Source organism: Nibribacter ruber (assembly GCF_009913235.1).
Classification (GTDB): Bacteria; Bacteroidota; Bacteroidia; order Cytophagales; family Hymenobacteraceae; genus Nibribacter; species Nibribacter ruber.
Genome location: NZ_CP047897.1, coordinates 3853449 through 3868690, shown reverse-complemented (window position 1 = coordinate 3868690; position 15242 = coordinate 3853449). Strand labels below are relative to the sequence as shown.

11 protein-coding genes are annotated in these 15242 nt (G+C 50.1%); 9 read left to right on the top strand and 2 right to left on the bottom strand.

The window, feature by feature from the left end; all coding sequences use genetic code 11:
• Positions 1–133 precede the first annotated feature (133 nt).
• The 4 genes from GU926_RS16340 to GU926_RS16325 all read left to right on the top strand — a co-directional run bounded on the left by GU926_RS16340 (position 134) and on the right by GU926_RS16325 (position 7904).
• Entirely contained in the window at positions 134–3436 is a 3303-nt protein-coding gene (locus GU926_RS16340) for a WD40/YVTN/BNR-like repeat-containing protein (protein WP_160693755.1), read from the top strand.
• A 296-nt stretch (positions 3437–3732) separates the two neighbouring features.
• Entirely contained in the window at positions 3733–4029 is a 297-nt protein-coding gene (locus tag GU926_RS16335) for a hypothetical protein (RefSeq protein WP_160693753.1), read from the top strand.
• A gap of 326 nt (positions 4030–4355) precedes the next feature.
• The gene (locus GU926_RS16330) at positions 4356–6911 is read left to right on the top strand and encodes a zinc-dependent metalloprotease (RefSeq protein ID WP_160693751.1); all 2556 of its coding nucleotides are present in this window, start codon (positions 4356–4358) and stop codon (positions 6909–6911) included.
• 180 nt (positions 6912–7091) lie between these two features.
• Positions 7092–7904, top strand: coding sequence for a hypothetical protein (locus tag GU926_RS16325; protein ID WP_160693749.1), 813 nt, complete (start codon positions 7092–7094; stop codon positions 7902–7904).
• 99 nt (positions 7905–8003) lie between these two features.
• Here the strand turns inward: GU926_RS16325 and surE are convergent, their stop codons facing one another.
• Complete coding sequence (gene surE, locus GU926_RS16320) at positions 8004–8837, bottom strand: 5'/3'-nucleotidase SurE (protein ID WP_160693747.1); 834 nt, start codon at positions 8835–8837, stop codon at positions 8004–8006.
• 135 nt (positions 8838–8972) lie between these two features.
• Between surE and GU926_RS16315 the strand changes: the two genes are divergently transcribed.
• Complete coding sequence (locus GU926_RS16315; RefSeq protein WP_160693745.1) at positions 8973–9695, top strand: DUF1131 domain-containing protein; 723 nt, start codon at positions 8973–8975, stop codon at positions 9693–9695.
• 73 nt (positions 9696–9768) lie between these two features.
• On the opposite strand, the gene GU926_RS16310 is transcribed toward GU926_RS16315, so the two are convergent.
• Entirely contained in the window at positions 9769–10587 is an 819-nt protein-coding gene (locus GU926_RS16310) for a pentapeptide repeat-containing protein (protein WP_160693743.1), read from the bottom strand.
• A 183-nt stretch (positions 10588–10770) separates the two neighbouring features.
• On the opposite strand from GU926_RS16310, the gene GU926_RS16305 reads away from it, so the two are divergent.
• The 4 genes from GU926_RS16305 to GU926_RS16290 all read left to right on the top strand — a co-directional run bounded on the left by GU926_RS16305 (position 10771) and on the right by GU926_RS16290 (position 15106).
• Positions 10771–11208: a DoxX family protein gene (locus tag GU926_RS16305; RefSeq protein ID WP_160693741.1), complete on the top strand. Its 438-nt coding sequence runs from the start codon at positions 10771–10773 to the stop codon at positions 11206–11208.
• Between the two features lie 91 nt (positions 11209–11299).
• Positions 11300–13054 carry a M14 family metallopeptidase gene (locus GU926_RS16300; protein WP_160693739.1) on the top strand — a complete coding sequence of 585 codons (1755 nt, stop codon included), beginning with the start codon at positions 11300–11302 and terminating at the stop codon, positions 13052–13054.
• A gap of 200 nt (positions 13055–13254) precedes the next feature.
• Positions 13255–13620 (top strand): BlaI/MecI/CopY family transcriptional regulator, encoded by a 366-nt coding sequence (locus GU926_RS16295; protein WP_160693737.1) that lies wholly within the window; start codon positions 13255–13257, stop codon positions 13618–13620.
• A gap of 1 nt (position 13621) precedes the next feature.
• The gene (locus GU926_RS16290) at positions 13622–15106 is read left to right on the top strand and encodes a M56 family metallopeptidase (RefSeq protein ID WP_160693735.1); all 1485 of its coding nucleotides are present in this window, start codon (positions 13622–13624) and stop codon (positions 15104–15106) included.
• Positions 15107–15242: the final 136 nt, after the last annotated feature.

The window sequence follows — 15242 nt, the reverse complement described above, 5'->3', positions numbered from 1 at the left end:
TCTGAAGGAACCGTTTTTGGCTTGTTTTCTAGGAAACAGGCCAAAAACGGTTTTCTTTTTGTCTGCGCTTCACAACTTTACCTATATTGAATCACCAATCTAACCTAACCAACAAACCTATTCCTTCTCATATATGAAGAAGCATGCTTCGCTGTTTCTGCTCTTGTCCTTGCTGGGCGTGTGGCAGGCGCAGGCCCAGAAATTGAACACCGCCGTTTTCCAGCAGATGAAGGCCCGCAACCTGGGGCCGGGCGCCATGAGCGGACGCATCACCACCGTAGACGCCGTGGTCAGCAATCCAGAAATCATCTATGTGGGCGCGGCCTCTGGGGGCGTCTGGAAGAGCGAGAACGGAGGCGTCTCCTTCACCCCGGTTTTTGACGAGCAGCCCAATATCAACATCGGGTCTTTGGCCATTCAGCAGAGCAACCCCAGCGTGGTATGGGCGGGCACCGGCGAAGGAAATCCCAGAAACTCGGTGAACATGGGCAACGGCATCTACAAAACCATTGACGGCGGCCGTACCTGGAAACACATGGGCCTGGACAAGACCTTCAACATCCACCGCATTCTCATTGACCCCACCAACCCAGACGTGGTGTACGCCGGCGTGATTGGTTTGCCCTTTGGCGACCACCCGGAGCGCGGCGTGTACAAAACCACCAACGGCGGCCAAAGCTGGGAGCGCATTTTATTCACCAATGAGAAGTCGGGCGTGGCCGAAATGGTCATGGACCCCAGCAACCCCAACAAACTGGTGGTGAACATGTGGGAACACCGCCGCACGCCCTGGGATTTCAAATCTGGGGGCCCCGGTTCTGGCTTGTACATGACGTATGACGGCGGAAAGACCTGGAAGAAGAAAGGCGTGACTGATGGTCTGCCGGCTGGCAATTTCGGGCGCCTGGGACTGGCCATCAGCCGCAGCATGCCCAACCGCATTTATGCCTTGGTAGAAGCGACTAAAAACGGCTTGTACCGCTCAGAAGACGGCGGTGAGAAGTGGACCAAGGTCACAGATGATCCTTCCATTGTGACCAACCGCGCCTTCTACTTCAATGAGATTTTCGTGGACCCGCAGAATGAGAACCGCGTCTACATGATCTACCAGCCTATTGCCGTGAGTGAGGACGCTGGTAAGTCGTTCAAAGTCATTGCCACGCTGGAGCAGATCCACGCCGACCATCATGCCTTCTGGATCAACCCTAACAACCCCAACCACCTCATTGACGGTAATGACGGGGGCGTGGCCATCAGCAGGGACCGTGGCAAGACCTGGTATTATCCAGAGGGGCTTCCCATCGGGCAGTTCTACCACGTGAACGTAGACAATGAAGTACCTTACAACATCTACGGCGGCTTGCAGGACAACGGCTCCTGGACGGGCCCGGCCTACACGTTCACCAACGGCGGCATTAGAAACCTGCATTGGATGAACGTACAGGGCGGCGATGGTTTTGACGTAGTCCCAGACCCAGAAAATGCCCGCTACGGCTATGCCATGTCACAAGGCGGAAGTCTGACGCGCTATGACAAACTCACCAACGACTCCTATAGCATCAAACCTACGCACACAGACGCCAAGACACGCCTGCGCTTTAACTGGAACGCCGCCATTGCGCTGGATCCCTTCCAAAACGGCACGCTCTACTACGGAAGCCAGTTCGTGCACAAGTCTACAGACAAAGGTATGACCTGGCAGTTGATTTCGCCTGATTTGACCTTGAACAACCCAGAGCACCATCAACAGAATTTGAGCGGCGGCTTGAGTCTGGACGTGACCTCTGCTGAGAACCACAATACCATTTTGACCATTGCGCCCAGCACCAAACAGCAAGGCGTAATTTGGGTAGGCACCGATGACGGCAACGTGCAACTAACCCAAGACGGCGGCAAAACCTGGACCAACGTGCGCGACCGCATCAAAGGTTTGCCCAAAGAAGCCTGGATTCCGCAGATTACGGCTTCAAAGCACCGCGCCGGCGAGGCCTTTGTAGTGGCCAACCACTACCGCATGGGCAAAGACTTCAACCCGTACATTTTTAGAACCACGGACTTCGGGAAGACCTGGACCCGTTTGGTAGATGAGAAGCAGGTGCGTGGCTATGCGCTGTCGTTTTTGCAAGACCCGGTAGAGCCCAAGTTGATGTTTGCCGGCACGGAGCATGGCCTGTGGGTGAGTCTGGACGAAGGTAAAACCTGGACCCAATGGACCAGCGGCTACCCATCTGTGCCCACCATGGACCTGGCCCTGCAAGAAAGAGAAGCAGACTTAGTGATTGGTTCTTTTGGCCGTGGCATTTACGTGTTGGACAACATCCGGCCGCTGCGCCAGCTGGCTGGTACCCAAGGCAAGACGTTGGATAAACCTTTGGCGGTGTTCGCGCCCTCAGAGGCTTATCTGGCTAGTTACGGCCAAGCGCCGGGCAGCATGAATGAGTCTGAGAATCTGTACCAAGCACCAAACCGACCGTCTGGCGCACAGATTACCTATTACATCCAACCAAAGCGCAACACACCGGTGGCCAAACCCGCAGACACCAGAAAACTAAAGGAAAAGCCCAAAGCCGCTACTACCAAGAATCCGGAAACGGGCGCTGTGCTGCCTACTGTTTTACCCGCCAAAGACACCTTGGCCCTGGCTTCTAAAAAAGCGAACAGAAGAGACAGTTTGGTGGTGCGGGTGTACAATGACAAAAACCAGTTGATCAGGACGCTCAGACAAGTGCCATATTCCACCTTGGGTGTACAGAAGTTCAGCTGGAACTTGACTGAGCGTGGCATTAAGCAACCAGTGAATCGCACCCAACCCCAGCGCGGCGGAGCAGGCGGCGGAAGCGGTGAGCCAAGCGGCGGCCAGGTGATGCCGGGCCAATACAAACTGGTGTTCCAGTACGCGGGTGCCAAAGATTCTACCCTGCTCACCGTAAAGCCAGACCCGCGCGTGCCCTACCACCAGCAGAACGTAATGGCTCGTCGTGCTTTACAGGACCGCCTCAACAACAGCATCCAGCAAGTCACGACTGCCGCCGATCGGCTGCAGGAAGCCTCTGATGCCGCCGATGCCCTTCTAGCACAAATGAAAGGCAAGCCGGGCAAAGAAACCGCCGCGTTGCAGAAGGCCACCCAGGTCTTGCAGGATTCCATTAAGATGCACCGTGAATCCTTGTTCGGGAAAGGGCTGGAAAGACAAGGCTACGGCCGGCCGTTCTACCTGACGGCCATTACCAAATTGAATGAAGCCCGCTCGTATATCAATGGCCGTACAGAACCGCTCACGTCTACAGAAACCCAGTTAGTGGAGCAAGCTGAGGCCATGACCCACGAGACCCTGTCCAAAATCAATGCCTTCTTCACTACGCAGTGGGCAGCCTACAGACAACAAGTGCAGGCTACGCCACTGACTACGCTCAAAGAATACCCGGCTATTCAGTAGCCAACTCATAAGGTAGCAACAAAAGACCCGGCACATTCTGTGCCGGGTCTTTTGCATATATAACCTTTTATGCCTGCCAAAATTCAATTGAAAAGGCCATGAAGACCTGTAACCGCTCAAAATTGTTAATTCCTATATCTCAAACACTTACCATAAACCCATTATTCATTAAATCATATTTCATTTCATCTTTACAAGAATGTAAACCTAGAGGCAAAGCGCCTGAACTAAAATAAAGATTTATAGTTTACCTTTACCAACAGCACAATTACCGCACACAAGAATATAAGTATAAAATGAAAAGAATCTTACGCCAAGCCATCAAACCCTTTCTTCCTAAGTATCAGGTCATCTTTACTTCTTACCAAATCATTCCGGGCCAGCCTATCACTAAGAAGCTGTCTAAACACGCGTTTGAGAAAGGTGCCTCTAAAGAAGCCAAAGAATTCTACAACAAAGTAATTGGCTCAGAATTCACCAAGGCGCTTGCCCCGGTAGAAGTGCACTTGAAGAGAAGCTTCTTCACGGTAAGCAAAACCAACTTCGGGCCGGTAGAGAAATTCAAGAAGGTAAAAGATATTTCTGCCCACTAAGCGCAGGCCTTTTTCATATGCAAGAGAGCCTCGCCCCAAGACCGGGCGGGGCTCTCTTTTCTTCCAGCCCATAGCTCGTTTTTGACCTGTTTTCCAGGAAATAGACCAAAAACGATACAATCTTCTAAAGCCGCCCAGACGGTCCGTTACCGGGTTTATCCAGTTCACCGCATCGGTGCTACTGAAAATTTAAAATAAAGTTTCAAAAAGCAGGACGCCAGATTAAACCTTTGTTTTAGGTAGTTGTCTATCTGTTGCAACGCCGTTGCAGAGTACCTATCACACCAAACAAATCCTTTACTAACAAAACACCCCATACCACAAGTATGAAGAAATTCTTATTAACCCTTGGCTTGATTGGTTCCGTTGCCGGAGCCTCCATGGCCCAAGGCCGCACCCAGCCCGCCGATTCTACGCGCCGGGTAGCAGGAGCTGCCGGTATGCAAGGCACCGCTGGCCAAAAGGCCAAGCCGAAGCCCTACGCCGATGTGATCACGGACAAAGCCGTCACCAAAGCCGGTTTTTTCAAGACCCACAAAGTAGACGACAAGTACTTCTTTGAGCTGGCAGACTCTGTGTTGGGCCGTGAGCTTTTAGTGGTAAACCGTATCTCTAAAGCGGGTGCCGAAGTGCGTTCTGCCTCTGGCTACGCCGGTGACCAGATTGGTTCTGCCGTGATCATGTTTGAAAAAGGTCCGGATGACCGCATTTTCATGCGCAAGATCTCCTATGCCACCTACAGCCCAGACAGTACCAAGAGCATGTACCAGTCCGTACAGCGTTCTAACGTGCAGGCTATTGTAGCAGCCTTCAACATTGCCGCGTTTGCCCCAGGCAACAAAGGCACCGTGATTGATGTCACGGATTATATCAAAGGCGAAAACGAAATCTTCTCCTTCAGCAACGCTGCTGGCAAGACGCGTTTCAGACTGGGTAACTTCATCTCTGACCGCAGCTACATCCAGAACGTGCGCAGCTTCCCGCAGAACGTGGAAGTGACCACCGTGAAGACCTATGTTTTGACGCCTCCTACCACTGGTTTCGGGGCAGCCCCAGCCGGCGGCGCGGGCGGTTCTACCTTGAACGGTTCTTCTACCATTGAAATCAACACCTCTATGGTAGTGTTGCCTAAGAAGCCTATGCAGCCTCGCTATTTTGATCCACGCGTGGGTTACTTTGCCGTTGGTTACACAGACTTTGACGCCAACCCACAAGGCGTGAAGGAGATTGAGATGGTGAAACGCTGGAGACTGGAGCCTAAGCCTGAAGACATGGCTAAGTACAAGCGCGGCGAATTGGTAGAGCCCATCAAACCCATCATCTTCTACATTGACCCCGCTACGCCTAAACAATGGGTGCCTTACCTGATTGCTGGTGTAAATGACTGGCAGAAAGCCTTCGAGAAGGCCGGTTTCAAGAACGCCATCATTGGTAAAATGGCCCCTACGGCCAAGGAAAACCCTAACTGGAGCTTAGATGATGCCCGTCACAGTGCCATTGTCTACAAACCATCTGAGATTTCCAATGCCAGCGGTCCGTCTATCTCTGACCCACGCAGCGGCGAGATCATGGAAAGCCACATCAACTGGTACCATAACGTCATGAAACTGGTGCGCGACTGGTATTTCATCCAGGCCGCCGCCATTGACCCACGTGCCCGTAAAATGGAATTCTCTGAAGAACTGATGGGTGATTTGATCCGTTTCGTGTCTTCGCATGAGGTAGGTCACACGCTTGGTCTTCGTCACAACTACGGCTCTAGCTCAACGGTGCCTACAGAGAACCTGCGCGACAAGAAATGGGTAGAAGCCAACGGCCACACGCCTTCTATCATGGACTACGCCCGCTTTAACTATGTGGCGCAGCCCGAAGACAACATTTCTTCTAAAGGCATCTACCCACGCATTGGCGACTATGACAACTGGGCTATTGAGTGGGGCTACCGCGTGTTGCCTAACGCCAAAAACGCACAGGATGAGATTGCCATCCTGAACAAGATGACCGTGGAGAAACTGAAGAACCGCCGCAACTGGTTTGGTACAGAGTTGAACCCAGACGATCCGCATTCTCAGAACGAAGACTTGAGCGACAACGCCATGAAAGCCTCTGAGTACGGCATCAAGAACCTGCAGCGCACCTTGGCCAAATTGCCAGAGTGGACCAAAGAAGAGAACGAAGGCTACGAGAACCTGGACAACATCTACGGTCAGTTAACAGGTCAATTCAACCGCTACATGGGCCACGTGGCCAAGAACATTGGTGGTATCTATGAAAACCCGAAGACGGTAGAACAAGAAGGTTTTGTCTATGAGCGCACGCCAGCGGCTACTCAAAAAGAAGCCATGACGTTCTTAGACAAACAACTGTTCACCACGCCTACCTGGTTGTTGAGTCCAGCGGTATTGAACAACACCGGCGCCAACCCCATGGTGATCATCTCCAGAAGCCAGCAGGCGGTCTTGAACAGATTGGTAAGCAACAGCACGTTGACCAAACTGATTGCCGCTGAAGCCATGGACGGCACCAAAGCCTACAAGGTAACCGACTTCTTCACCGATATGAACGGCTCTATCTTCAAAGAACTGAAGAACAAGCAAGCCATTGACGTGTACCGCCGTAACCTGCAGAAGATGTACGTGCAAGAACTGATTGACCTGGTGAAGCCGGCTCCAGCCCCCACCACCGCCCAAGCCGGTGGCAGAGGCAACGCCGCGCCTACCATGTCGCTTGGTCAAAGTGACGTCATCTCTGTGGCCAAAGCTGAGTTGCGCAACATCAACAGCATGATCAAGTCTGCCTCTACCCAGACAGACTCTTTGAGCAACTACCACTTACAAGACCTTTCTGACAGAATCACAGAAGCATTGAACCCAAGAGGATAATTGCCATTAAGCTTACAGAAAAGGCTGCTCCAGAAATGGGGCAGCCTTTTTTGTAAGCTTATTGTAACTTGGGGAAAGGAGCATCTAATAATGTCCTAACCTGCAGTGTTTATTATTCTCACCAACAACTAACCTCTTTCCATTAAATCCTATAAAGCAACAGAATCTATCCGCAATTACATGAAGAAGCTATTTCATATATTCTGCCTACTCCTGTCACTTTGCCTCCTTTCCTGTAAAGGAGAGGAAGAAGAGCTACCCAAGAATTTGCGTCTTTCCAAAGTAATAGAGACGCATCCTAACACAGTTAAAGGTATTACTCATTTTTATACTTATACTACAAACGGAGAACTTTACGAGTATAAATACCAAGGAGGGTTTTATAATTTTGAAGGTGTAATCATACACACTTACAATACTCTAAACCAGTTAACTGAGACCATTTACCTTAACAAGAATAATGATGGGACAACACAAACAAAAACCATCTTCAATTATGATAAAGCAGGGCTGTTAACTAATTTCAATAATGAAGGAAACAAGATTGAATATAGTTTTAAATATGATGACCAGGGGCGCCTTGTTGAAATAAACAACGTCATATTCATGCTAGAATTTAAATATGACACTAGAGGCAATATCATCAATCAGAAACAATTCATAAAAACATGGGACAACCCAAGAAAATTAAATTCAGACATCACAATCGAATATGACACCAACCCTAACCCATTCTACAAACTAGGCTCTCCCTTTGTCCATAATTATGGACAAACAAATTTGAATACTCATCCATATATCATTTCCTTTAGCCCAAACAACCCAGTTAAGTTAACAGAAAACCATTATTATGACTCAGGGCAAGGTGAAACTACCGAATTCAGAGTTAAAAAATTCCAGTATACATATGGCAAAAACAATCTACCCATTGAGATTATTGATCTAGATACGTATGACAATAATGTGAGTAAACTAGAATATACTGTACAATAGTCGACCAGCCCTTTAAATGCGAAAGTCGTTTTTGGCCTGTTTCCCAGAAAACAAGCCAAAAACGACTTTCGCATTTAAAGGGTAACTAGCAACGAACTCCTACCCTTCCTCGTGGCCGCTTTCCAGGGTCTTAGAGCCTTCTGTAGGTTTTACACCTGGGTCTAAGTTCCATTCGTTGTTGAGCTGAACGATGGCGTGCGAGGCAGTCATGTCAAACTGGCAAGGGACAACAGAGACGTAGTTTTGGGCCAGAGCAGCTTCATCGGTATCCGCGCCTTTGTCAAAATTCACGAATTTACCGGTGAGCCAGAAGTAGCTTCGGCCCATGGGGTCCTGGCGTTCATCAAACTCTTCTTCCCATTTGGCGCGCGCCTGTCTACACACCCGTACGCCAGCAATGGCTTTGTCAGATTTCTTAGGGAAGTTCACGTTCAAGGCCACGCCATGCGGAATACCAAACTCCAGGGCCTGACGCGTGATCATCTCCACGTACTTTTCTGTATGCGAGAAGTCAATGTCATGGCCGTAGTCGCAGAGAGAGAAACCAATGGCCGGCAAGCCTTCAATGGCCGCCTCAATCGCCGCTGACATGGTACCCGAGTACAACACACTGATGCTGGAGTTGGAGCCGTGGTTGATGCCGCTCACCACCAAGTCGGGCTTTCTGTCCCGCAAGACATGGTGCTTGGCAATCTTCACGCAGTCGGCGGGGGTACCGGAGCATTCGTAGGCTTCCAGTTCTGGAAAGATGAGGGAACGGTCTAAGCGCAGAGTATCGCCAATGGTAATGGCGTGGCCCATGCCAGATTGCGGTCCGTCTGGGGCTACCACTACCACATCGCCTATTTTGCGCATTACTTTTACCAGCGTATGAATGCCCGGTGCGGTAATGCCATCATCATTGGATACTAAAATCAGAGGCTTCTTTGCCATGTCATCAAGAATTAAATGCGACGCCAAATTACCTTGAATACGCACCATCGCCAAAAAAGAGCAAAGTAACTTGCCTATTGCCCTTGCGTTATCTTCCTAGAACTCGTACTTATGTTACCTGCTACCTTGACCACTATGAAAAAGACATTCCTAGCCCTTAGCACCTGTCTGCTCCTGGCCTCATGCGGCACCGACAGCGCCACCACTACCACCAAAGAAGATTCACTGGCGCAAGCTGCCGAGGAAGCCAAAGAGGAAGAATTAACTCCTGAGCCAGATGCTACTGAGACCGAGACCATGGATGACAACGCCATTGAGGAAGTGATCGCCGATGAGGTTTCTGCCGGCACCTCCACCTCCGCCAGCAGAGCGCCCGGTACTGAGAATCCCTTGTTTAACCTCAGCATCCAGAAAGGCCAGGCGGGCGCCGTCAAGATTGGAATGACCATTGAGGAACTGCAGAAACAGTACGGCTACAACAAGCTCAAAGAGGTAGAACTGCAACAAGAGGGCACCACCGTGAAAGCCTATGAGGTGCTAGGTGAGCGCAACCGCACCGACCTACGCGTGGAACAGCAATGCAAAGGAACCGCCTGCAAAGTATGGCGCATCACGGTACTGAATCCTGCTTTTAAAACCCAGAACGGCATTGGCGTTGGCTCTACCTACAAAGATTTAAAGGCCGCAATGAACATCAAAAACGTAGCCCAGGGCGAAGGCAATTTTGTAGCAATCTCAGAAGACAACAAGATGAGCTTTGTCTTGGATGTAAGCGGCATGCCAGCCGCTGAAGTGTCAAAGCTGAAAGTGGGCACCGTGCCGGCAGACACCAAGGTGACTAGTGTTATGCTTTTCTAAATTCTTTCTGCTGCTTAAACAGAACGGGCGGCCACTTTACAGTAGCCGCCCGTTCTGTTTAAAAATTAACCTCTTACTTGGCAACTTCAATCAGAGAGGAGCCAGGTTTAGAGTTGTTGACAGTGGCATACTTCACGTCCAGGTCGCCGGTGCGGGTGGCACCGGCAAATGTCACATCACCTTTCAGTTGGGAATATTTGAAATCTGCCAGTCCGGTGAACCGAGCCTTCTGGAAATCTGCGCCGTCTTTGAACTCAGCGTATTTAAAATCGGCGGTTTCTTCAAACAAGGCACCGCTGAACCTGGCCGCCTCTGGGAACTTCACATACTTGAACGTGGCATCTCCTAAGAACTTGGCTTTGCTGAAATCAACGGTTTCTTGCACTTTCATGTACTTGAACAGCGCTTCTTTTTTGAAGGTGCTGCCGGCAAAAGAAACGGCGTCTTTAAAGGTAGAATATTTAAACGCCGTCTTTCCCTCAAACACGCAGTTCGCGAAGGTCACGGCGGCTTCAAAATCGGTGTTGAAGATTTCGTTCTTCTGATCGCGCTTCATTGGTTGAGGCTTCTCGTCTTCTAGGTTGTCTGGGTTGTAGTAGGCCAGCACATCGCCTTGAAAGGTGCAGTTCTCAAAGGTGAGCGGGGCGGTTACTTTGCTCAGGTACTCACGTTGCGGAGAAACGGCGTCTTTGCCTTTATTATTGGTAGACACCAGGGTCTTGTTCTGCAACTGCGTTAAATCCAGCGCGCCGGTTATGGTCACGTTCTTGTAGGTCACGCGCTCGCCGCGATTAATGCGGGCAATGACCTCAGAAGCCGGAACGGTGGTTTGCGCCAAAAGAGAAAACGGCATGGCGATGAATGCCAACAAGAGGAGAAACAGGTTTTTCATATGCGTTTGGTTTTGGTTTCAGGTGGTTTTGGTCTTAGAAAAGCAGATTTCTATATCTGTCATTTTTAAGCTAATAAAGGAAAGACATGCTTTCCTGACGAGGGATGCATCATGGTAAAGATTTTTTTCAGATTTTAGCCTGATATTCCAAACCTAACTAACTTTTTACTCCCCCAAACCAACATGCAATTCTTGAAAAACAACTACCGTTACCAAGACCTCGGGTTATTGATTCTTAGGGTGGGCATTGGCATTATGTTCATTGTGCACGGCTGGCCAAAGATTACCGGCGGACCAGAAACGTGGGCGAAGGTTGGCGGGGCCATGGGTACGCTGAGCATTACGCAGGGCGCAACAATCTGGGGATTTTTAGCCGCCTTTGCCGAGGCAGGCGGTGGCTTGCTGATGATTCTAGGCTTATTTTTCCGGCCGGCCATGGTGTTGATGTTCTGCACCATGTTGGTAGCAGCGTATATGCATTTCGTGTCAGGTGACGGTTTTGGCGGCTACTCCCATGCCTTAGAGGCGGCCATTCTGTTCTTCAGTTTGTTCTTTATCGGGCCTGGCCGGTACAGCTTAGACCAAAGCGTCTTCGGGACTACTCCTGCCCGCCGGTACTAACTCAATACATTTTTACCTTTTTCGTTTTTAGCCTGATTTCCGGAAAACAGGCTAAAAACGACCTTCCTATTCTCTCTTAAACAGCACAGCAATGCTTCTCACGGTTCTTTCCCTTCTCACCAGTTTCCTGTTGCAAACCTCGCCTACTCAAGATTGGCAGACGCCTTATGAGAAAAGCAAAAAAACGCAGACGGCTACCTATGAAGAATGCATTGCCTATTATCAACGCCTGGACCAGGCCTACCCAGAGATAAAGATGGCATCTATTGGCATGACCGATGCCGGCAAGCCTCTGCACACGGTGATTATCTCCACGGATCAGGATTTTGACCCGGTATCCGTGCACCAGAAAGGGAAGACGGTGATTCTGATTCAGAATGGCATTCACCCGGGAGAGCCCGAAGGCATTGACGCCACCATGATGCTGGCGCGCGACCTGATGCAGAACAAAAAGCTGAAGGCGCAGCTGGACAACGTGGTGCTGGTCATTATTCCTATTTACAACATAGGCGGCGCTCTGAACAGAAACAGTCACACACGTACCAACCAGAACGGTCCGGTGAGCTACGGCTTTAGAGGCAACGCCCGCAACCTAGACCTGAACCGCGATTTCATCAAAGAAGACTCCAAGAACGCCAAAACCTTCGCCACCATCTTCAGGACCTGGGACCCAGAGATTTTCGTGGACAACCACACCAGCAACGGCGCCGACTACCAGTACACCATGACGCTCATTCCCACGCAGCACAACAAACTGGGCGGCGCTTTGGGCAAGCACCTGAAACAGCAGATGATTCCGGCTTTGTACAAGGGCATGGAGAAGCGCAAGTGGCCGCTGGTGCCCTACGTGAACTCTCGCGGCGAAACGCCAGAAACCGGCATCTTCGGCTTCAGTGATTTGCCGCGCTATGCCTCGGGCTATACCACTTTGTTCCAAACCTTAGGCTTCATCCCGGAGACCCACATGCTCAAGGCCTTTGACAAGCGCGTGGCTTCTACCTATGACCTCATGCTGGAGTTCCTGGACTACGCCGGCAAGAACGGAAAGACCATTCAAGCCGCTCGTCAGCAGGACCGCGCCGCCTTGCTCAGCCAGCAACAATATGTCTTGAACTGGACCCCAGACACCACGCAGGAAGAAACCATCCAGTTCAAAGGCTACGAAGCCAAATACAAAGTCAGCGAGGTAAGCGATTTGGAGCGTCTGTATTATGACCGCAAAGCACCCTTCACGCGTCCGGTCAAGTTCTTCGACACCTTTACGCCTACCCTGACAGTCACCAAACCTGTGGCCTACCTCATTCCGCAGGCCTGGACCGAGGTCATTGAGCGCCTTCAGCAAAACCAAGTCACGTTAAAGCGCCTGAGCAAAGACACCCTCCTAACCCCAGAAACCTATTACATCACCGATTACAAGACTGGTCAACGTCCGTATGAAGGCCATTACCTGCACACCGACGTACAACTGCGCAAAGTGCAACAGCCCATCCAATACTACGCCGGTGATTACATAGTGTACCTCAACCAAGTAAGCAACCGCTTTTTGGTAGAAGTGCTGGAACCACAGGCGCCGGACTCTTACTTCGCGTGGAATTTCTTTGACTCTATTCTAGGCCAGAAGGAACACTTTTCTGCCTATGTGTTTGAAGACCTTGCCGCACAGTATTTAAAGGATGACGGAAAATTGAAAGCCGCATTAGAAGAGGCTAAAACCAAAGACCCTAACCTAGCTAAAAGCGCGCAGGCCCAGCTAAACTTTGTGTACCGCAACACGCCGCATTTTGAGAACACCCTCAACCGCTACCCGGTGGCCCGCTGGTTAGGTGGCGCTTTGCCGGTGCAGTAGTCTTTAATCGTTTTTGGCTTGTTTTAGTGAAAACAGGCTAAAAACGATTCCTTGCAAAAACCCTCTTCTACAAAGCAGAAGAGGGTTTTTGCATTTTTTAAAAAAATAATTTCTCACCAAGCATACAACTTATTACGAATTTTTCGTAGAATTACTAAACAATCGTAAAACTACGAATCTTTCGCACAAAAATAGAACTCATGGAAAAGCTGACGCAACAAGAAGAGGAAGCCATGCAGGTCATCTGGGAAACCCAGGGCGGCTTCATCAAGGATTTCCTGGACAGGCTCCCCGAACCCAAGCCGCCTTACACCACGCTGGCTTCTACCGTCAAGAACTTGGAGAAGAAGGCCTTTGTGCAGGGTGAGAAACTTGGCAACACCTACCGGTATTTGCCGCTCATCAAAGCAGAGGAATACAAGAAGAAGTTCATGAAGGGCTTTGTGGGCAACTACTTCCAGAACTCCTACAAAGAGCTGGTGGCGTTCTTCGTGAAGGAGAAACAGCTGAGCCCCCAGGAACTGAAAGAGATTATGGACATGATTGAAAACCAAAAACCCAACTGATATGCCAGCGCTCCTCCTTTATCTGCTTCAGGTGAATATTGGGATTACCCTGCTCTATCTCACCTACCAGTTGGTGCTGCGGCCCACAACCTTCTACCAGTTCAATCGCTGGTTTCTGGCGCTTGGTTTGGTGGTGGCCAGCCTTTTGCCACTTTTTGATTTAACAGAGCTGTTCAGCAAAAATGAGAAAGTATACCAGACCATTACCACGTTTTCGGGTACGTGGACCTTTCCAGCTACTATTGCAAGTGAAGAATCTGCTTTTAATTATTGGCAGATCCCAGTTTACCTCTTTTGGCTGGGCGTAGGCGTAATGGCTATAAGGTTGTTAGTGCAGATGGTTTCTCTGTACAAACTGCACAGACAGTCACAGAAAGCGGCTTTTCAGGGAATCCCCTTTAGAGAGTTGCCAGTTGCTTTCCCGCCTTTTTCATTTGCCAACACCATTTACTTTAATCCGAGCCAGCACCCCGAGCAGGATTGGTTACCCATTCTCAAGCATGAGCACACGCACGTAACCCAGTGGCATACGCTGGATATTCTGCTGGTAGAAGTGACCTGCCTGTTCCATTGGTTTAACCCGGCCGTCTGGCTTTTGCGCGTTGCATTAAAACAGAATCTTGAGTTCTTAACCGACCAGCAAACCTTGCAGGCTGGCATAGATAAAAAGCAGTATCAATTCTCGCTTCTGCAAACGGCTGGGGCGTCGCCAGTCACTTTCGCATCTTCCTTTAACTACCATTCACTTAAACACCGAATCATGATGATGAACAAAGCTCCCTCTACCCGGGTACAGCAAGCGCGTTTTCTGGTAGCTATTCCGGCCCTGGCCCTCTCGCTTTTCTCTTTGCAGGGATTGGCGCAGACTTCTCCTGTCTCCATCTTGGAACAGACCTCTCAAGAAGGTAAGAATATCATCTCGCCACAGGATGACTATGATGTTTTCTTGCGGAGAAACCCTACGATTGCCAAGTTAGGCTGGAATGAAGAGAACCTGTACGTGCACCTAAAATCTGGCAAGACCGAAGTGTATCCAAGAACACCAAAAGGAATGGCCGCGGCTGAGAAGAAATACGGGACAGTGCCCTCACCTCCACCGCCACCACCTGCCCCAGCTGCACCCAACGCGCCAGATGCTTCGTTAGCCCCACCTCCGCCCCCACCACCCATGAATGTGGAATTGCCGGCAGATTTTAAAAAACGCAATCCCAATGTAAGAGGCATTAGCGCCGAAGAGGATGCATTCCATGTCATTCTAAATAATGGCGAGGTGGAATCATTTGAGGCTACGGCAGAAGGCAGAGCCGCCTTTGAGAAAAAGTTTGGAACCTTGCCACCGCCTCCGCCGCCAGTTCGGGTAGAGGTAAACGAGATGGCTCCGCCGGCGCCGCCAAAAGTTAAAAAGAAGAACCAGCCACCTTCACCACCCAATGTAATCGTGGATGAAATGGCACCGCCGCCGCCGCCGAGGAAAAAGAAAAACTAAAACCTCCGTTTTTTGCCCATTTTAGCCAAAACACGCTAAAAACAGAAAGCCCGCTCAGCGGGCTTTCTGTTTTTAGAGATAAATATTCAAGATTCGTAATTCTCTTAAATCCTTCTAGCTTTGTAGAAAGGCCAAA

Excerpts from the sequence above, each read along its gene's own strand:
- surE (WP_160693747.1), bottom strand. The coding sequence starts at position 8,837 with ATGGCAAAGAAGCCTCTGATTTTAGTATCCAATGATGATGGCATTACC.
- GU926_RS16340 (WP_160693755.1), top strand. The coding sequence starts at position 134 with ATGAAGAAGCATGCTTCGCTGTTTCTGCTCTTGTCCTTGCTGGGCGTG.
- GU926_RS16325 (WP_160693749.1), top strand. The coding sequence starts at position 7,092 with ATGAAGAAGCTATTTCATATATTCTGCCTACTCCTGTCACTTTGCCTC.
- GU926_RS16295 (WP_160693737.1), top strand. The coding sequence starts at position 13,255 with ATGGAAAAGCTGACGCAACAAGAAGAGGAAGCCATGCAGGTCATCTGG.
- GU926_RS16310 (WP_160693743.1), bottom strand. The coding sequence starts at position 10,587 with ATGAAAAACCTGTTTCTCCTCTTGTTGGCATTCATCGCCATGCCGTTT.
- GU926_RS16290 (WP_160693735.1), top strand. The coding sequence starts at position 13,622 with ATGCCAGCGCTCCTCCTTTATCTGCTTCAGGTGAATATTGGGATTACC.
- GU926_RS16305 (WP_160693741.1), top strand. The coding sequence starts at position 10,771 with ATGCAATTCTTGAAAAACAACTACCGTTACCAAGACCTCGGGTTATTG.
- GU926_RS16300 (WP_160693739.1), top strand. The coding sequence starts at position 11,300 with ATGCTTCTCACGGTTCTTTCCCTTCTCACCAGTTTCCTGTTGCAAACC.
- GU926_RS16335 (WP_160693753.1), top strand. The coding sequence starts at position 3,733 with ATGAAAAGAATCTTACGCCAAGCCATCAAACCCTTTCTTCCTAAGTAT.
- GU926_RS16315 (WP_160693745.1), top strand. The coding sequence starts at position 8,973 with ATGAAAAAGACATTCCTAGCCCTTAGCACCTGTCTGCTCCTGGCCTCA.
- GU926_RS16330 (WP_160693751.1), top strand. The coding sequence starts at position 4,356 with ATGAAGAAATTCTTATTAACCCTTGGCTTGATTGGTTCCGTTGCCGGA.